Source organism: Thermodesulfovibrio thiophilus DSM 17215 (genome assembly GCF_000423865.1).
Taxonomy (GTDB): Bacteria; Nitrospirota; Thermodesulfovibrionia; order Thermodesulfovibrionales; family Thermodesulfovibrionaceae; genus Thermodesulfovibrio; species Thermodesulfovibrio thiophilus.
This window is the reverse complement of sequence record NZ_AUIU01000019.1, coordinates 21,636-39,697: the sequence shown is the minus strand read 5'-3', so window position 1 is coordinate 39,697 and position 18,062 is coordinate 21,636. Positions and strand designations below refer to the sequence as shown.

At 31.9% G+C, this 18,062-nt stretch carries 16 protein-coding genes; 9 read left to right on the top strand and 7 right to left on the bottom strand.

Going from position 1 to position 18,062, the window contains the following annotated elements; genetic code table 11:
* The first annotated feature begins 52 nt into the window (after positions 1-52).
* A complete protein-coding gene (lon, locus tag G581_RS0109625; protein WP_028845624.1) occupies positions 53-2,056 on the top strand; it encodes an endopeptidase La in 2,004 nt (667 codons plus the stop codon).
* A gap of 38 nt (positions 2,057-2,094) precedes the next feature.
* Here the strand turns inward: lon and G581_RS0109620 are convergent, their stop codons facing one another.
* A complete protein-coding gene (locus tag G581_RS0109620; protein WP_156875258.1) occupies positions 2,095-2,265 on the bottom strand; it encodes a hypothetical protein in 171 nt (56 codons plus the stop codon).
* Between the two features lie 183 nt (positions 2,266-2,448).
* Here G581_RS0109620 and G581_RS0109615 point away from each other — a divergent pair, with 183 nt between their 5' ends.
* The 5 genes from G581_RS0109615 to G581_RS0109595 are packed head-to-tail and all read left to right on the top strand — an operon-like array spanning position 2,449 to position 7,978.
* Positions 2,449-3,909 (top strand): sensor histidine kinase, encoded by a 1,461-nt coding sequence (locus tag G581_RS0109615; protein WP_028845622.1) that lies wholly within the window; start codon positions 2,449-2,451, stop codon positions 3,907-3,909.
* Position 3,910: 1 nt separating this feature from the next.
* The gene (locus G581_RS0109610) at positions 3,911-5,257 is read left to right on the top strand and encodes a sigma-54-dependent transcriptional regulator (RefSeq protein ID WP_028845621.1); all 1,347 of its coding nucleotides are present in this window, start codon (positions 3,911-3,913) and stop codon (positions 5,255-5,257) included.
* An 18-nt stretch (positions 5,258-5,275) separates the two neighbouring features.
* Complete coding sequence (locus G581_RS0109605; RefSeq protein WP_051179201.1) at positions 5,276-7,003, top strand: sensor histidine kinase; 1,728 nt, start codon at positions 5,276-5,278, stop codon at positions 7,001-7,003.
* Entirely contained in the window at positions 6,975-7,349 is a 375-nt protein-coding gene (locus tag G581_RS11365) for a response regulator (protein ID WP_051179199.1), read from the top strand. The genes G581_RS0109605 and G581_RS11365 overlap by 29 nt, the downstream gene beginning before the upstream one ends.
* Positions 7,349-7,978: an ATP-binding protein gene (locus G581_RS0109595; protein WP_028845619.1), complete on the top strand. Its 630-nt coding sequence runs from the start codon at positions 7,349-7,351 to the stop codon at positions 7,976-7,978. Before G581_RS11365 ends, G581_RS0109595 begins: the two co-directional genes overlap by 1 nt.
* 1 nt (position 7,979) lies before the next feature.
* Here the strand turns inward: G581_RS0109595 and G581_RS0109590 are convergent, their stop codons facing one another.
* Positions 7,980-8,441, bottom strand: coding sequence for a response regulator (locus G581_RS0109590; protein WP_028845618.1), 462 nt, complete (start codon positions 8,439-8,441; stop codon positions 7,980-7,982).
* A 164-nt stretch (positions 8,442-8,605) separates the two neighbouring features.
* Between G581_RS0109590 and G581_RS0109585 the strand changes: the two genes are divergently transcribed.
* Entirely contained in the window at positions 8,606-9,550 is a 945-nt protein-coding gene (locus G581_RS0109585) for a sulfite exporter TauE/SafE family protein (protein ID WP_028845617.1), read from the top strand.
* A 22-nt stretch (positions 9,551-9,572) separates the two neighbouring features.
* The gene (locus G581_RS0109580) at positions 9,573-9,989 is read left to right on the top strand and encodes a hypothetical protein (RefSeq protein WP_028845616.1); all 417 of its coding nucleotides are present in this window, start codon (positions 9,573-9,575) and stop codon (positions 9,987-9,989) included.
* 171 nt (positions 9,990-10,160) lie between these two features.
* Here the strand turns inward: G581_RS0109580 and G581_RS0109575 are convergent, their stop codons facing one another.
* From G581_RS0109575 to G581_RS0109560, 4 genes are all read right to left on the bottom strand, one after another.
* Positions 10,161-11,096, bottom strand: coding sequence for a universal stress protein (locus G581_RS0109575; protein ID WP_028845615.1), 936 nt, complete (start codon positions 11,094-11,096; stop codon positions 10,161-10,163).
* Positions 11,097-11,157: 61 nt separating this feature from the next.
* The gene (locus G581_RS0109570; protein WP_028845614.1) at positions 11,158-12,894 is read right to left on the bottom strand and encodes an ArsB/NhaD family transporter; all 1,737 of its coding nucleotides are present in this window, start codon (positions 12,892-12,894) and stop codon (positions 11,158-11,160) included.
* Positions 12,895-12,977: 83 nt separating this feature from the next.
* Positions 12,978-13,493: a CBS domain-containing protein gene (locus tag G581_RS0109565; protein ID WP_028845613.1), complete on the bottom strand. Its 516-nt coding sequence runs from the start codon at positions 13,491-13,493 to the stop codon at positions 12,978-12,980.
* Between the two features lie 16 nt (positions 13,494-13,509).
* Positions 13,510-14,250, bottom strand: coding sequence for a GntR family transcriptional regulator (locus G581_RS0109560; protein ID WP_028845612.1), 741 nt, complete (start codon positions 14,248-14,250; stop codon positions 13,510-13,512).
* Between the two features lie 239 nt (positions 14,251-14,489).
* On the opposite strand from G581_RS0109560, the gene G581_RS0109555 reads away from it, so the two are divergent.
* Complete coding sequence (locus G581_RS0109555; protein WP_028845611.1) at positions 14,490-17,066, top strand: PEP/pyruvate-binding domain-containing protein; 2,577 nt, start codon at positions 14,490-14,492, stop codon at positions 17,064-17,066.
* 36 nt (positions 17,067-17,102) lie between these two features.
* Here G581_RS0109555 and G581_RS0109550 read toward each other — a convergent pair whose 3' ends face one another.
* Positions 17,103-18,035, bottom strand: a complete 933-nt coding sequence (locus tag G581_RS0109550) for an AEC family transporter (protein ID WP_028845610.1) — start codon at positions 18,033-18,035, stop codon at positions 17,103-17,105.
* Between the last annotated feature and the right edge of the window lie 27 nt (positions 18,036-18,062).

The window sequence follows — 18,062 nt, the reverse complement described above, 5'->3', positions numbered from 1 at the left end:
TATGTTGCAAATTGCATCGCTATATTTGTAAAATGCAATAAAGGAAACAAAGATGGGATTTTTTAAAAAAAATAATCAAAATGACGAAAATCAAACAACTATAGTTGAAGAACTCAAAAATAAAATTTCTCACTCTGAAATGCCAGCTCAGGTAAAAGATATTGCTTTAAAAGAACTCGATTTACTTTCAAAGATGAATTCTTCAGCAGCAGAGTATACAATTACATTGACATATATTGAGTATCTTACAAGCCTGCCATGGAATAAAAAGACATCTGATAATCTTGATCTTGAACGAGCAGAAAGAATTTTAAATGAAAGACATTATGGTCTTTATGGAGTAAAAAACAGGATTCTTGAACATCTTGCTGTAAAAATTCTATCTTCAAACAGAAATCCAAGAATTTTAATTGTTGATGATGAAGAAATAGCAAGAAAAAATCTAGAACATGTATTAAAAAAAGAAAACTATGAAGTAGTTACTGCGCAGAATGGAACAGAAGCTTTTAAACTTCTTGATGACCAGGAATTTGAAATAGTGCTGACGGATGTCAAAATGCAAGGCCTTGATGGATTTGCTGTATTGGAGAAAATCAAAGCAAAATATCCAAATACTAAGGTAATGATGATAACAGCCTATGCTGCAGTGGATAGCGCTGTTGAGGCAATTAAGAGAGGAGCATGTCATTATATTGCAAAGCCATTTAAAATAGAAGAAGTAAAACTTTCAATTAAACAGGCACTTCAGCACAGACTTTCAACTATTTCAACCAGGGGTTCAATTTTGTGTTTTGCTGGACCACCGGGAACAGGAAAAACATCTTTAGGAAAATCCATAGCAGATGCTTTAGGACGAAAGTTTGCAAGAATCTCTCTTGGAGGGATTAAAGATGAAGCAGAGATAAGAGGACACAGACGAACCTATGCTGGTGCAAAGCCAGGTAGAATAATAGAAGAAATTCGCAGAACTGCTGTGGCCAATCCTGTTTTAATGCTTGATGAAATAGATAAAATATGTCAGGATTTTAAAGGAGATCCTGCCTCTGCATTGCTTGAAGCACTTGATCCAGAACAGAATTGTGCTTTTATTGACCATTATCTTGATGTTCCTTTTGACCTTTCTGGAGTTATGTTTATAGTAACAGCTAATATACCTGATAATATCCAACCTGCCCTATTGGATAGAATGGAGGTTATAGAATTTTCAGGATATACAGAAGAGGAAAAAGAAAACATCGCATTAAAGCATCTGATTCCTAAACAGACAGCTGAACAGGGACTTACAGAATTTCCTCCAGAGTTTACCAGGGAAGCTATTTTAAAAATTATTCAGGAATATACAAGAGAGGCTGGAATAAGAAATCTTGAGAGGATGATAGCAACAATATGCAGAAAATTAGCCACTGAAGTTGTCAAAGGAAAGAAACCAAAAAGCTCAGTGAAGGTAACGCCGGAATTAGTAGAGCAATATCTTGGTCCGAGAAGATACTATTTTGAAGTTACAGATGTCAAAAACAGGGTAGGGGTTGTAACAGGAGTTGTGTGGACAGAAACCGGTGGAGATATTATATTTGTAGAAGCAGCTAAGATGAAGGGGAAACGAGAGCTTATTCTTACAGGTTCACTTGGAAATATTATGCGAGAATCTGCTCAGGCTGCTTTAAGCTATATTAAAAGTAATGCTTCTGTGTTGAACATCTCAGAAGATGCTTTTGAAGATCACGATATACACATCCATGTTCCTCAGGGAGCTATACCAAAAGATGGACCTTCAGCAGGCGTAACAATAGCAATGGCTCTAATTTCTTTATTTACAAATAAGCCTGCAAGAAGAGATGTAGTAGTTACAGGAGAACTCACTCTGAGCGGAAGAATACTTCCTGTGGGAGGCATTAAAGAAAAAATTTTAGCAGCAAAAAGAGCAGGTGTAAGGGCAGTAATAATTCCTTATAGAAATAAACCAGATATTGAAAATCTCCCAGAAAATTTTAAAAAGGGACTTGAAATTATATTTATGGAAAAAATTGAGGATATTGTTTCTAAAATTCTGATTTAATTTTAGTATGACAACAGAGGGGCTGTAAGCCCCTGCTTTCATGCTCTCATCTGAATCCTTTTTCTCTGTTCAGTATTCCTTATAATCTTTCGTTGCCTGTTACCATTTCTCTTTCCTAAAATTTCTCTTGCCGTATCAAACTCACCGGCTTCTGCAAAGCTTGCAGCTACAAAAATATTTTCTAAAAATTTTATAATTTTTTTAAACATTATTATAACCTCCTGTACTTTTAAATTTGATTTTATCATAAAAATAAGCATTTTTTATGCCACAATAAGATTATTTTATTTATTATGGATTTAATAGCATGATTAAATTTATTTATGTTTATCAAATGTTTCAAAAATAAACCCTCTGTTGCATTTTGCAATCTATATATTTTAAATTAAACTATGTTTCCAAAAAGTATTGCACAAAAAATTATGATTTTTTATATTGCTGGAATCTTTGTTACTGTGGGTTTATCCCTGATTGTTTTGTCTGATATCTGGCTAATCAAACAGAAAATAGAGCTTGAAGGAAATATTTCAAATTTATTTGAAACAATTCAGGAAATAAGAAGAACGGAGAAAAATTTTTTTCTTTATAAAAATGAGGTAGACTATAATGATAACCTGTCATACATTAAAACTGTTAAAAATTTTATCAAAAATCAGAAATTTGAAGGCCTTAAAATAGAAAATGCAATTCAAGAACTATCGGGTACGCTTCAGAACTATGAAGCCTTGATGCTTCAGTTAAAAGAAAATATAAGTTCTCCATCTGTTACCTCTCTTGAACAATCAATCAGAGAACAAGGCAAAATACTCACTCATATTGCAGAAAATATTAAAACTACAGAACACAAAATAATAAAAGACAGCCTAAATAATATTTTGAAATATAGTATTGTTTTGATAATTATATTTTTTATTATTCCTTTCATCTTGTTCGGACTTGGACTGACAAGATTAATCTCTGGACCATTAAAAGAGCTTGAAAATAAAATGAAAAAAATTGCAGAAGGTAAAATCTATTACATTGAAGTTAAATCCAAGGACAAAGAAATTCTTTCACTGGTTGAGACTTTTAATAAGGTCTTAAAAGAGCTTGAAGCAAAACAAAAGCAACTTATCCAGGCTGAAAAACTCTCTTCATTAGGAACTCTCATGTCAGGGATTGCTCATGAATTGAATAATCCTTTATCAAATATTTCAACGTCATGTCAGATACTTCTTGAAGAACTCGAAGATTCAGACACTCAATATAAAAAAGAGCTTCTTCAGGCAATAGAGTCCCAGACAGAGAGAGCCAAAAATATTATTAAAACGGTGCTTGATTTTTCAAGAAGAAGAGAATTGAAAAAAGAAACTATTCCTGCACAGACATTAATTAAAGACACAATTATTTTTATTAAAGGTGAACTACCAACAAAAATGAATTTAAGTGTTGAAGTAGAAAATAGTCTTTCGATATATGCTGATAAGCAGAAAATTCAGCAGGTCCTTTTAAATCTTATAAAAAATGCAATCCAGGCATGTGATAATAATGGAGAAATAAAGATAAAGGTTTACTCATCCACCCAAGAAGCGCTTGATAAACATCTCTTTTTGAAAAAAGAAGGGAAATGTGTTGGAGAACTTTCTGTTAATAAAGAGTTTATTATCATTGAGGTACAGGACAACGGTCCTGGAATTTCTCCAGAAATTTTATCAAAAATATTTGAGCCTTTTTTCACCACTAAAGAAAGTAAAGGCTCAGGGTTAGGGTTATTTATCACCCAAGAATTAATAAGAGATCATGAGGGCTGTATATGTGTTGATAGTGTTGCTGACAGAGGAACAACATTTATCATAATGCTACCAAAGGAATAAAATGACGAAGATTCTTGTAGTAGATGATGAAAAAATAACGCTGAAAAATCTAGAACATGTATTAAAAAAAGAAAACTATGACGTGGTTGCTACAGATAGTGGTTTAGAGGCTTTAAAACTTATTGAAGAACAGCCATTTGACATAGTTTTAACTGATATAAAAATGGAAAAGATTGATGGATTTGAAATATTAAGAAAATGTAAGAGTCTCTATCCAGATACAGAGGTTATAATGATAACAGGCTATGCTACAGTGGAAAACGCTGTTGAGGCAATGAGAGAGGGAGCATTTTATTATATTTCCAAACCCTTTAAATTAGAGATTATTCGTAAAATTATTAAAGAAGCCGATGAAAAGATAAATCTAAAAAAAGAAGTTAAACATCTCAGAGAGCAACTTGATTTCCACGAAAAAATTAACATTATTACTCAAAACAGTAAAATGCTTAAACTTCTGGAAATAGCCCGCCAGATAGCTCCTACAGACTGCAGTGTATTGATAACCGGAGAAAGTGGAACAGGGAAGGAACTTTTTGCAAGATATATTCATCTTAATTCATTAAGGAAAAATAGATCTTTTCTGGCAGTAAATTGCGGAGCTTTTACAGAAGAACTTCTCTCAAATGAGCTTTTTGGGCATGAAAAAGGAGCTTTTACAGGGGCTACCACATTTAAAAAAGGCTTGATTGAAATAGCTTCATCAGGCACTCTATTCCTTGATGAAATAACAGAAATGTCTTTAACCATGCAGGCTAAACTTTTAAGAGTAATTCAGGAAAAAGAATTTTTCCGATTAGGAGGAACAATTCCTGTCCATGTGGATGTAAGGTTTATAGCAGCAACGAATAAGGATATAAGAGACGAGGTTAAAAAAGGCAAATTCCGGGAAGACCTTTATTACAGATTGAATGTTGTCAATCTGGAAATTCCACCATTAAGGGAAAGGCAGGATGATATTCCATTGCTGGTGGCTTATTTTTTGAAAAAATACTCTTATTTGATGAAAAAAAACGTGACAAAAATCTCAGAAGAAGTATTAAATATTCTTTTAAACTATAAATATCCAGGCAATGTAAGAGAGTTAGAAAATCTTATTGAAAGAGCAGTTGTGCTGTGCAGTTCCTCACAGATTGCAATTGAACATCTTCCAGATGATCTCAAAGAATTAAAAATTAAAGTATTTACAAAAAAAGAAGGTAAGTTTATGACTCTTGAAGAAGTTGAAAGAGAATATATTAAATGGGTATTAAAAGAAGTTTACAATAATAAAACTCTTGCAGCGCAGATACTGGGAATTGATAGAGTCTCTCTGTGGAGAAAAATTAAAAATTACAGACTTGAAAACTAATTTGCTATAATGTAACGAATGTTTAATCTTATTAAACAATTTATTACTAAGTTTCGCGAAGAAAGATATTTTCATCTTAAATTTAGATTAATAGTATTGAATACTTTTTTCTCTGTAATACCCCTTGTCATTGTTGTTACAATTACATATTTATGGATTGATCAAATAGTTCATACAGAATTCAAAAATAATCTAAAATGGCAAATGGAAGAAACAAGGCATGCTCTTGAGTTTTTTATTTCTGAAAGAATCTCAGCTCTTAAATTTCTTGTAAATTCTTATCCTGAAAACTATTTCTCAGATGAAAAAAAGTTTGTACAATTATTTTCCAACTTTAAAAGTGAATTTGAAGGCATTGTTGATATGGGAATAATTGATGATAGAGGCATACAGCTACTTTATACAGGACCATATAATCTTAAAGGTAAAGACTATTCTCAAGCAGATTGGTTTAAAGAAATGTTTTTTAGAACAGATTATGTAACAAGTGTATTTCTTGGTTATAGAAAAATTCCTCACTTTTCAATTGTGATAAAAAAAGAGTCAACATCCCATGATAAATTCTGGCTTTTAAGAGTATCAATAAACATGGATGTGCTTCAAAAACTCATCTCAAATCTTGAAATCAGCTCTATGGATGATGTTTTTCTTTTAAACAACGAACATATTCTTCAGACCAATTCTAAACTTTTTGGTAATGTTCTTGAGCCCTTGAAATTAAACAACTTAAAAATAAAAAGCGATAAAAAGAATGTTTCAATATATGATATTGAACTCAATAAAAAGCAAGCCTATATATCCTATGTTCCAATAAAAGATACGCCATGGATACTTGTTACTATAATATGTTCACGACCTTATGAAAAAATTCCGTCTTTTTTCACTAAAGAAGTTATGTTGATAAGTCTTTTAAGTATAATAATCACCTTCATTGTTATAACAAAATCAATAAATACATTGATTAACAGAATAAAACAGGCTGACCATGAACGAGAAATAGCTATTGCAAATGCAGAACATGCTGATAAACTTGCCTCAATCGGAAGACTTGCAGCTGGAGTTGCACATGAGATAAATAATCCTCTTGCCATAATAAATGAACAAGCAGGACTCATGAAAGATTTACTTCAATATGGTGACCTGTCAAAAAATAAAGACAGATTTATTCAACTTATAGACTCAATTCAGAATAGTGTTACACGATGTAGAACGATAACACACCGACTTTTAAGTTTTTCAAGAAGAATAAATATCGGCAAAGAAGATATTAATGTTAATGACGTGATCGAAGAAGTTCTTGGATTTATAGAAAAAGAAATCCAATCAAAAGGAATAAATATAGTTTACGATTTTCAGGACACCTTACCGAAAATTATAACGGATAAAGGACAACTTCAGCAGGTATTGTTGAATATCATCAATAATGCAGTTGATGCTGTACCTCAAGGGGGAACAATTAAAATTCAAACCAGATTATCTGACTCAAACTATTTAGAAATCTCAATTCAAGACAACGGTAGTGGTATTCCGAAGGATGTCTTAAAACATATCTTTGAACCTTTTTATTCTACTAAGAAAAAGGGCACAGGGCTGGGATTGTATATTTCATACGGAATTATTAAAAAACTTGGTGGAGACATTCATGTAGAAAGTGAAATTGATCAGGGAACAACCTTTACAATAAAAATCCCTATTAATCCTGACATGGAGGAATTAAATGAAAAAGGCAAAATTACTGATAATTGATGATGAAGCTGAATTAGTATCAACTCTAACGGAGAGATTAAATCTTAGAGGCTATGATGCACATGGTGTTACAAATTTTATAGATGGAATTAAACTTCTAAATGAAACGCCGGATGTGGTTATCCTGGATATTGGATTACAGGATATGGATGGAATGGAAATTTTAAAAAAAATAAAGGAAATAAATCCAACAATTCAGGTTATTATGATGTCAGGTTACGGAGATGCGGAGAGAATAAATAAAAGTCTCATGCATGGAGCTTATGATTATCTCATTAAACCTGTTGATATTGATGAATTAGTATCTAAGATAGACAATGCAAAACTAAAAAGAGGGACTATGTAATGTTAGAAAAACCAATTGCCTTTATAGCTAAAATTATAGCAGACTTTACTCATGAAATTAACAACCATCTTGCTTTAATAAAAGAATCAGCAGGGTTAATCAGTGATATATGTAAGGATAAAAAATCAATTGATAAGAAAGAGATGCCCCTCATTAAAGAAAGTTTAGAAGCAATTACCAATCAGATAAATAAGAGTGTTAATTTTATTAATTACTTTAACAGATTTGCTCATAGAATGGACAATCTTAAAAGCACATTTGTATTGAGTTCAGTTTTTGAAGAAATCTTTGAACTTCTTAAAAGATATTTAAACAGGAAAAAAGTTTCTCTGAAGTATAATTTACAATCAAATATTCCTACTATAGAAAGCTCTCCATTTATATTGCAGTTTCTGATATTTTACGCTGTAGATAGTTTTTTAAAAAAATCCATACCAGATAGTTCCATAGTTGTTAGTATTACATCAGAAAATAATATAATAAGGATCGTCATAAAATACGAAGGCGAATTCATAGAAACACCCGTAACAGAAATCTGGCCATTATCAAATATTCAAGAAATTGCATACCTGACTGATATAAGCATCTCAAGTGATGAAAAAATAATTACAATAAATATACCAGTATAAATTATTTATTTTGTTCCTTGTTTTCCATTATTTTTCTTGCAGTATCAAATTCACCTTCCTCAGCAAAAGCAATAGCAGACATTGTAAGTTCAAGCTTTCTTTTATAAGCTCCCTTAATCTTATCCATAAGAGTTTCAATATCAACAGGTTTTCTCAGAAACTCATAAGCTCCCAGTTTTTGAGCTTCTTCTTGATCCTTCTCAGTTCCATGAGCAGTAAGGATAATAACCTGTGTTGTAGGATATGCACCCCTTATCTGTTTTAAAACTTCAATTCCATCCATGCCTGGCATTCTTAAATCAAGAACAATTACATCTGGTTCTTGTTCTTCAGCATACTTAATTGCTTCTTCTCCACTATATACAGTATCTGGTTTTAATTCTCTCATTTCGAGTCTTTTGGCAAGAGTTTTTATAAACTCCACTTCATCATCTACCAGTAAAACTCTCATCTGTCTTCCCATATTTACCTCCTAATTTTTTAGGTCTTTAAAAGATATTAAAAAAAAACAAAAAAAATGTAAAGAAATTATAAATTATTCATCTATAAAAAATTATAATAACACCTTTCAGATCAATTTATGTAATAATTTTATAATCTTATATCTCAAAATGTAAGGAGGTTAGAATGAAAAATTTTCTAAGCTGGATTATTCTGGTGATGCTTTGCTCTTTGTTCCTTGCTGGTCCTGTTTTTGCAGCTTCAGAAACATCTGTTAACAGTACAATGCCATGGTGGGCATGGCCGGTTATTTTGTTTATTACAACATTTATATTGGGTGTATTGGCTGTTTTAGGTGGTGTTGGTGGAGGAGTTTTGTTTGTTCCTATTGTTGGAGGATTTTTCCCATTTAGTATGGATTTTGTTAGAGGTGCAGGACTTTTTGTGGCTTTATCAGGAGCTCTGGCTGCTGGTCCAGGACTTTTAAAAAGAGGTTTTGCTGATTTAAGGTTGGCAATTCCTCTTGCATTGATAGCCTCTGCTTCTTCAATAGTAGGTGCCATGATAGGACTTGCCCTTCCATCTAAAGTAGTGAATATAGCACTCGGTGGAACAATTCTTTTTATAGTGGTGATAATGTTTCTTGCAAAAAAATCTGAATATCCAGAAGTTAAAAAAGCAGATACACTTTCACAGGTATTAAAGATAAGTGGAGTATATAATGAAATATCAACTGGAAAGGAAATTGAATGGAAGGTTTGTAGAACACCGCAGGCTCTTTGTCTATTTATAGTGATTGGATTAATGGCAGGTATGTTTGGTCTTGGTGCGGGTTGGGCAAATGTTCCAGTGTTGAATCTTTTGATGGGGGCTCCTCTTAAGGTCTCTGTTGCTACAAGTAAATTTCTTCTGTCAATAACGGATACATCTGCTGCATGGATCTATCTTAATAATGGTGCTGTTATGCCTATGATAGTTGTTCCGAGCATTATTGGAATTATGCTCGGGTCAGTAGTTGGAGTTAGAATTCTTGCTGTAGCAAAACCTAAAATAGTTAGATATGTTGTTATAATTATGCTTCTTTTTGCAGGATTAAGAGCCTTGCTTAAAGGACTTGAAATATGGAAATAACTTTAAAAATGGAGGTTTATCAATGACACAATATGATAATGCTAAAGAAGAGCAGGTTGTTTATGCGAAACTGCTTGATTTAGGAATGAAAATAGGACTTATATTGCTTATCATAACTTTTTTTATTTATGTATTGGGTATACTTCCTGCACATATTCCTATTTCTGATTTGCCAAAATATTGGAAATTAAAAGCCCATGAGTATATGACAGCAGCGGAAATACATTCTGGATGGACATGGTTAACGTTAGTGACAAAAGGAGATTTTTTAAACTTTGTTCCAATTGCATTTCTTGGAAGTATTACAGTGTTCTGTTATATAAGAATACTACCAATTTTTCTAAAGAAAAAAGATACAGCTTATTTTATTTTTGCATTAGCAGAATGCTTAATATTAATACTTGCTGCATCAGGAGTTCTTCAAGTCGGAGGACATTAAAAAGAAAGGAGGCTTCAAAGCCTCCTTTCTTAAAAAGACCATTGTTTGATATCAAAACTTTTTAGCGATTCTTTAACCTTTACTTAAACTATATGTAAATTCTTTTATCTACTAATATATTCCTGTGTTTAAACGCATCATTCCTCAAATGAAGGTATAAATTTTTTATTGTTATAGGTTTATAATAGCTATTGTAGGCTCAAAACATCTATTTATTACTGCTGAGCTAACTCCACCAATAATTAAATCTTTAAGTACAGAACGGCCTCGTCGTCCCATTACAACAAGATTATAGTTTCCATCATGTATCTCTTTAACCACCTCTTCTGCAGGAAATCCAACATTAATTTTAGTTTTAATAATATCTTCAGCAACTTCTTCTAAAAATTTTCTTTTAGTTTTAATTAGAATATCTTTTGCTTCCTCTTCAGGATCAATTCCTTGTTTTAATCGTTCAAGATAAAGAGAAACATTTATGACCCTGAAAATTGTAATTTCCTGTATTTTTTTTAAGATTTTTGTAAGATATACAGCATGTTCAACTGCTTTCATGGAATATTCTGAGCCATCAACAGGAACTAAAACTTTTGAAACAGGATAGTCCTCTGCCATTTTATTTCCTATAAGGTAGATATTCTGGTTAACCAGTCCATAGACGATTTTTTCAGAAACGCTGCCAAGAAACAGGCTTTTCAATGGAGACATACCACGACGTGAAAGCATTACAGTGGAAAATCCCTCTCGTAAAGCGTATTCAATTATTGTATTTCCAGGGTCTCCCTCCAGAATAATCTGATTTAAATTTAGTTTTACTCCTTCATTTCTTAAGAGTTGTTCATACTCATCAAGAAATGGTTTAATATTTTCTTCGTAATGCTTATCCTTAAGTTTTTCAAAAAATTCTGAATCTTTTAAACTTTCTGCCCTAAAGTCTATATTCTTGATATGTTTGCTTAAAAATCCACCTGTTATAACATGAAGAATTGTAATGTTTGAAATGTAATTTTCAATAGAAGAAAAAAGTTTACCTGCGAATTTTACAGCTCGCTTTGAATGTTCACTTCTGTCAACCGGTAATAATACCTTTTCAAATGGAAACTTAACCATATATTTAACCTCCAGAATTTAATGTTTTCTGATTTATGCACTATTTAAATAGAGCTGTCCTTTAATAAAAAAGAAGTAGCCATATATTTGCTATTGCCACAGTTATTATCATATACAAAAAAGCATACTTCATGAATCCAAAAAAGCTGATTTTATAACCAGCAGACTCTGCAATCCCTATTGTTACTACATTAGCAGATGCTCCTATTAAAGTTCCATTCCCTCCAAAACACGCACCAAATGCCAGTGCCCACCAAAGAACATTGCTCTCTGCTCCTGGAATCACTTTACTCAGATAGGCAACAATTGGTAACATTGTTGCTGTAAAGGGAATATTGTCCACAAAAGCACTCATTATTGCCGATACCCATAAAATCATGCATATTGCAACCGTGAGATTTCCTGCTGATACTCCATAAACCCAGTCTGCAATTACTGAAAGTAGTCCTGCTTCCTCTACAGCACCAACTATTATAAACAAAAACATAAAGAAAAGAAGAGTTGTCCATTCAATATCTTTTTCTATCAGTTCAAGAAGTTTTACTCTCCTGGTTAAAACTGCATAGGTAAAAAGAATCCCTGCTCCAAAAAGTGCAGGAATGCTTACTTCCATGTGCCAGTATCCATGTGTAACAAAAAATGCTATAACCAGTAACATTACAAAGACTCCATAGGCAAGAAGTGTTCTGTCTGTTATTCTGTACTCTTCTCTTAAATAGCTTATGAAAGAATTTATATCATCAACTCTTCCCTTTTTGTATTCCTTTGAATAGAAAAACTTGTTATATATAGCAAGAACTATAAGACAGATAACAACTGATGGAGTAAGGGCATAGACAAACTGCATAAATGTTAAACCTGTATATGAGCCAATCATTATATTTGGAGGATCTCCTATGAGGGTTGCTGTACCACCTATGTTTGATGCCATTATCCCTGGAATAAGCAAAGAAAGTGGATTTATCTTTAAAGTTATGGCAATCTCTATTAATACTGGTGTGTATAAAAGCATTGTTGTAACATTATCAAGAAATGCAGCTGAAATAGCTATGAAAAAACATGAAATTACAGCAAGCATCATTACATTTCCCCTCGCAATCCTGTAAGATATGTAAGCAAACCACTGGAAAACTCCTGTGTGTTTTAAAACTCCGATGATGATCATCATTCCCATTAATAGAAATATGACATTCATATCAATAGCTTCTATGGCTCGTTGAAATGATATGATGTGAAACTCTGGATTTATCACTCCAGCAGTGTAGGTGAGTATTAACATTGTTGAAGCACCCAGCATTGCAGCAACTGTTCTGTGAAGCAGTTCACAGGAAATAAGAGCATATGACACTAAAAACACTCCAGTAGCTAGCCAGAATGCCGGTCCAAGACTTCTGTTAAGTATTATGTCCTTTGTTAGATAAAACTTATTTTCTTTAACAGCAAAATCATTTTTTTTAAGCTCCACTGTGGTCTTTTTATATGAACTCTTTACAATCTCAATCTGAATCTTTGCTGTATTAATCATGCCTTCTTTAAGATTAAAACTGATCTGAAAAGTTCCATGAGAAGAAGTCACTGTTTTATCAATCTCTTTATGGTCTACTATTATTTTATAAGGATTTTCATTCACAAAGACTCTTATCTCTGCCTCTTTAACAGGTTCTCTGTGTGAATCAAGAATTGTTCCAGAAATGTTGAATATATCTACATCTTCTGAATGTTTTTTCGTTTCTGTTGCAAAAACCAGAGAATTGAAACTCAGAAATAAAAAGACTATAAAAAGTGTTAGTTTTTTCATTAAACCCCCCTAAATTTCAAGTTTTTTCTTAGCACCGTTAATCATAAAATAGAAGTTTTCAGACATTATATAGGTTAAAACATTTATTCCTTAATTATTTCTTCGGATATTGCATCAAAAAGTTCAATCATTCTTACAATGCCTACAAATTTTTTGTTCTCCTCAATAACTGGTAATAACGGTAAATTATAATAAATCATAATAAAAGCAGCCTTCTCTACAGGATCAGTTGGTTCAACAAAATTTTTTGTTGCAAGCATTATATCACTTACAGGTTTCTGTAAAAGCTTTTTTGATTCCTGTTTAAAAAGGCTGTTCCAGCATATTGACAGATTTTTTGTTTTTTCGTCTTGAATTTTCAAGGATGTTTTCAATAATTCAGGTTCAAGTCCTTTAAGAATGTCTTTAATCGTAACGATTCCTAGAAGATTGTATTTTTCGTCAAATACAAGCATGGCTAGAGGTTCACTGTATTTTTGAGTCTGAATAAAAGAAGCCTTTACAACTTTAATAGACTGCTCAATACTAAACCAGTAAGGAATATGTGGAAACTCAAATACTCCTAACATTATATCTTTTACCAATTTTACCTCTGACATACCCCACCTCCTGAGGTTATAATGCTTTTCTTTGAAAAGCGATGAAGATTTTATGATTATCCATTTTTTTATAAAATTTATTTACAATAATAACCGTATCTCCTGAAAAAACCTTTTGATTCATTAAAATAGCAGGAAAGTTTTCTTCTAACTCAAAATATGAAGAAATTTCTTTGTTTAAGAAAATTAACTCAAAATAGTTATGGACTCTTGTTGTTTTGATATTGTATTTCTTTTCAAGAAGTTCAATAATGGATTGATGTTCGATGTCCTCTTCAATTAGCTGAGGACAGATATTGAAAGGAATGAAGGATTCCTGTATCATCGTAGGGTCTTTTTCAGCAAACCAGATTATTTTTATGTATATAACGTGTTTGTTTTCAGGAATGTTCAGTTCATTACTTAAATTGCCAACTGGCATCATTACTGTTTTTGCAACTATTTTTTCAGTAAATATAGAATCATTTTCAAACCATAATTTTTTAAAAACTGTTGCCATAATTAAACCTTCTGAGATAAAATTTTTACTCACGAAAGTTCCTTTGCCTTGTTGCCTGATTAAATATCCCTGCCTTACAAGCTCCATTAACGCATTTCTGACCGTTGCTCTGCTAACATTAAACATTCTGCAGAGCTGTTCTTCGGTAGGTATTTGCATACTAGAATACCACTCTTGATTTTCTATCTTTTTTTTTAAAATTGTGTATAGTTGTAAATATAATTTGGCATGGTCATCTCTGTTAATTAATTCAGCCATATTTACTCCTTTATAATATTGTTCTAACAATATTATGTTGCTTTAATCTTATATTGTAAGATTCTATATTTTATGAGGATAGAAAATATTTGTCAAAAAAATTGTATTATAAGCCAATTAAAATCACTTATGACCTCCAATATTTTGTCAAATATTAATGTATCCTGTCATATTCTAGCGTGTTAAAATTTATTTAGTGGACAATTTTGGGATTACTACTAAATTGAGTATAATACGATATGGATTTAGGGCGAATTTTTAAGTCAAAAGCCAAAAAAATAGAGGAAAAAGAAAAATTGAAAAAACTTTTAAAAGAAAAATATTCATACTTCAGAACCTTGCTTCACACAAACAATGATGTTCTTCGCATAATGGCTGATATGGAAGAAAAACTTTCGGGTGAATATGTTTTTGATATGCATTATATAAAAACTAATGTTAATGCCATTTCTAATGGAGTAATAGGAATAATTAAAAATTTAAATGCTCTTTCTGACAATAAATATGCACAATTAGAAAACGTTTATTATGAAATTAAAGAAAAAATAGAGAAAGCTCTTTCATCAAAAATAGATATACCTGTAACTGACTTTACAATTCCTTTTGAGTCTTTACCAAAGGATGCAATCAATATTGCAGGAGGCAAAAATGTTCATCTTGCAGAACTTAAGAACATTTTAAAAATCCCTGTTCCAGATGGTTTTGTTATAACTTCTTATTCTTATATAAAATTCATTGAATACAATCAATTAAAAGAAAAGATAACCAGAATTCTTAATGAAGCAAATATAAATAAGATTGAAGAACTTGAGCAATGTAGCATAAAACTCAAGGAAATTATAGTGAATTCAGAAATGCCACCAGAAATCTCAAGCTCTATTAAAATGGCTTATGAAAATTTATGTAAAAAGTTAAATAAAAAATGTCTGGTATCTGTAAGAAGCAGTGCAATTCACGAAGACTCTGATTTCAGTTTCGCAGGACAGTACTCTTCCTTCCTGAATGTTAAAGAAGAGTTTATTCCCGAAAAATACAAAGAAGTACTTGCAAGTCTTTTTAATACAAGAGCAATTTTTTACTATAAAACAAAAGGTTTTTCAGAAAGTGATATGGTAATGGCAGCAGGAGTTCTTGAAATGGTAAACGCTAAAGTTGGTGGAGTTATGTATTCAAAAAATCCTAATAATCCTGAAAGTGAAAATATAATAATTAACGCTGTAAGAGGATTGGGTAAACTTGTTGTTGATGGAGCGGTAACCGCAGAGTCATATGTGATAAAAAGGCATCCTCAATTATCCATAGTGGAAAAGCTTCCTGGCAAGCAGGATAAAATGCTCATATGCAATGAAGATGGTGATATTGAGGAAATACCTCTTCCTCCTCATAATTATGGGTTTTACCTTTCTGAGGAAAATGCCTTAAAACTTGCAAAGTTTGCAATTGAGATAGAACAATACTACGGTTTGCCTCAGGATATTGAATGGGCTATTGACGAAGAAGATAACATCTATATACTTCAAACACGTCCATTAAAAATTATGGATATTCTTCAAAGAGTTATTTCAAATTTAGAGGATACTTCAGCAAAAAAAGTCTCAAAACCACCCAAATTTGAAGGTTACAATATTTTAATTGATAGAGGTGTCTCAGCATGTAAGGGTGTAGGATATGGAAAAGCGTTTATTTTAGAAAATGATAGCATGCTTGAAGACTTTCCAGAAGGATGGGTTTTAGTTGCGAAACATACAAATCCACAGTATGTGGTTATAATGAACAAAGCATCGGCTATTATAACTGATGTAGGTACTCCTACAGGTCATATGGCTTCACTATCAAGAGAATACAATGTACCGACAATCCTTAACACTGAAAATGCTACAAAATTACTAAAGCATGGTCAGGAAATAACAGTTGATGCTTATAACTGTCTAATATATGAAGGTAAAGTTGAAAAGCTTATTGAAATGGCAAAAATTGAAGGTCCTTTTAAAGAAACTTTAATTTATAAAATGCTCGAAAAAATATTGAAGTTTATTGTACCATTAAATTTAGTTGATCCCACTTCGAATGAGTTTAAACCTGAAAACTGTAAAACACTTCATGATATAACAAGATTCTGTCATGAAATGGTTATGCATGAGATGTTTACCATGTGGGAGAGATATGACAGTGAAATTCATGCAATTCCCCTTGTTACAGGACTTCCTATTGCAATATTGGTCCTTGATTTAGAAGAAGGTTTAAAAGAAGGAATAGATAAAGCTACAGAAGACGATGTGCTTTCAATTCCGCTCAGAGCAATACTTAGAGGTATGAAATCAATGCAATGGCCAGGTCCTCCTCCTGTGGATGCAAAAGGATTTTTGGGCATGGTTGCTCATACTGCTTCAATTCCGGAAGATGAGTTGAATAAAACAGCTAAAAAAAGTTTCTGTATAGTAACCAGACATTATATGAATTTCAGTTTGCGTCTTGGTTATCATTTTTCAATGATTGAAGCATATGCTGGTGAAAACATCAATGACAATTACATAAAATTCTTTTTTAAAGGTGGAGGTGCTGCCATTGACAGAAGATTTAGAAGAGTAAAATTAATTACAGAAATTTTAAAAACAATAGGATTTAGAATTTCAACAAAGGAAGATATAATAAATGCAATTTTGACAAAATATGATACTCCAACAATTGAAAGATATCTTGAAATAATGGGAAAACTGACAGCATATACAAAACAATTAGATATGGTTTTGTTTAATGATGCAGTGGCTCAGATGTATATTGATGAATTCGTAAAGAAATATATAAAGAAAAATTAACTATGCAAAAAGTTTATTTTAAAAAAGTTCATTCCTTTAAAATACTAAAAAGTAACCGGAAAAAAGAACTAGAAAAATAGCAGTAGTAAGAAAAATCATCTCTATTGATGTTCTCATGTCAGTTCCAAAAGCTGTTGCAAAAATCATACTCAGAAGCATCGAAGGCATGCCTGCATCAATCATGCAAGAGTTAAGGGGAATTTGTGGTAAGCCTATAATCTTTCCAAAACTATAAGCAAGCAATGGTGAAACAATAAGCTTTACTGCAATAGCAGGTGAACAGATTGTAAGTTTTTTGGGAGATACAGCTTTGATGGATAATCCAACAATAGTTAACATTATATATGTTACAAATATTGATATATCTTTTAAAAAATTCACTAAGATATCAGGTACAGGAATAATCAGTTCTCTGACAATTAATCCAATAATCATTCCCCAGATTGGTGGAATTTTTATAAGTGTTTGAATCGAATTTTTCAAAGTGAAACTTTGGGCTTTACCGTATTTCATACAAATTGCAATACCAACAGTCCAGGTAAGAGGTGTGCTTGCTAAAAAATCGTATGTGAAAGCATAGCTCATTCCTTGCTCTCCATAAAGCTTTGTAAGAATCGGTAAGCCTACATAAAGCACATTTCCAAATGAAGCGCATATTATTAAAGATCCCATAACCTCAGGTTGAATGGATAGAGACATAACTTTATTAATCTTTTTATAAATAAACCATGAAATCGCCACACAGCTCAGTATTGTTAAATTTGCAACAATCGATATTTTTAAATGACTAACACTAAAAGGCATTGTATAGGCTGTTTTAAAGCAGATTAATGGAATTATGAAATAAAAAACAAAGGAATTAGTCTTATCTCTCAAAAAATCAATTCTTTCGGGTGAAATATTAAAAAAAGACAGTAAACATCTTATTATTAAACCCAGGACTATAAATAAAAAAATTTCACCAAGCATTATTGTTCCCTGAGGAAAACTAATGTT

What these genes read in the sequence shown, in the direction of transcription:
- G581_RS0109555 (WP_028845611.1), top strand. Translation starts at nt 14,490, where the DNA reads ATGGATTTAGGGCGAATTTTTAAGTCAAAAGCCAAAAAAATAGAGGAA.
- G581_RS0109550 (WP_028845610.1), bottom strand. Translation starts at nt 18,035, where the DNA reads ATGCTTGGTGAAATTTTTTTATTTATAGTCCTGGGTTTAATAATAAGA.
- lon (WP_028845624.1), top strand. Translation starts at nt 53, where the DNA reads ATGGGATTTTTTAAAAAAAATAATCAAAATGACGAAAATCAAACAACT.
- G581_RS0109595 (WP_028845619.1), top strand. Translation starts at nt 7,349, where the DNA reads ATGTTAGAAAAACCAATTGCCTTTATAGCTAAAATTATAGCAGACTTT.
- G581_RS0109560 (WP_028845612.1), bottom strand. Translation starts at nt 14,250, where the DNA reads ATGGCTGAATTAATTAACAGAGATGACCATGCCAAATTATATTTACAA.
- G581_RS0109565 (WP_028845613.1), bottom strand. Translation starts at nt 13,493, where the DNA reads ATGTCAGAGGTAAAATTGGTAAAAGATATAATGTTAGGAGTATTTGAG.
- G581_RS0109605 (WP_051179201.1), top strand. Translation starts at nt 5,276, where the DNA reads ATGTTTAATCTTATTAAACAATTTATTACTAAGTTTCGCGAAGAAAGA.
- G581_RS0109590 (WP_028845618.1), bottom strand. Translation starts at nt 8,441, where the DNA reads ATGGGAAGACAGATGAGAGTTTTACTGGTAGATGATGAAGTGGAGTTT.
- G581_RS11365 (WP_051179199.1), top strand. Translation starts at nt 6,975, where the DNA reads ATGAAAAAGGCAAAATTACTGATAATTGATGATGAAGCTGAATTAGTA.
- G581_RS0109610 (WP_028845621.1), top strand. Translation starts at nt 3,911, where the DNA reads ATGACGAAGATTCTTGTAGTAGATGATGAAAAAATAACGCTGAAAAAT.
- G581_RS0109615 (WP_028845622.1), top strand. Translation starts at nt 2,449, where the DNA reads ATGTTTCCAAAAAGTATTGCACAAAAAATTATGATTTTTTATATTGCT.
- G581_RS0109575 (WP_028845615.1), bottom strand. Translation starts at nt 11,096, where the DNA reads ATGGTTAAGTTTCCATTTGAAAAGGTATTATTACCGGTTGACAGAAGT.
- G581_RS0109580 (WP_028845616.1), top strand. Translation starts at nt 9,573, where the DNA reads ATGACACAATATGATAATGCTAAAGAAGAGCAGGTTGTTTATGCGAAA.
- G581_RS0109620 (WP_156875258.1), bottom strand. Translation starts at nt 2,265, where the DNA reads ATGTTTAAAAAAATTATAAAATTTTTAGAAAATATTTTTGTAGCTGCA.
- G581_RS0109585 (WP_028845617.1), top strand. Translation starts at nt 8,606, where the DNA reads ATGAAAAATTTTCTAAGCTGGATTATTCTGGTGATGCTTTGCTCTTTG.
- G581_RS0109570 (WP_028845614.1), bottom strand. Translation starts at nt 12,894, where the DNA reads ATGAAAAAACTAACACTTTTTATAGTCTTTTTATTTCTGAGTTTCAAT.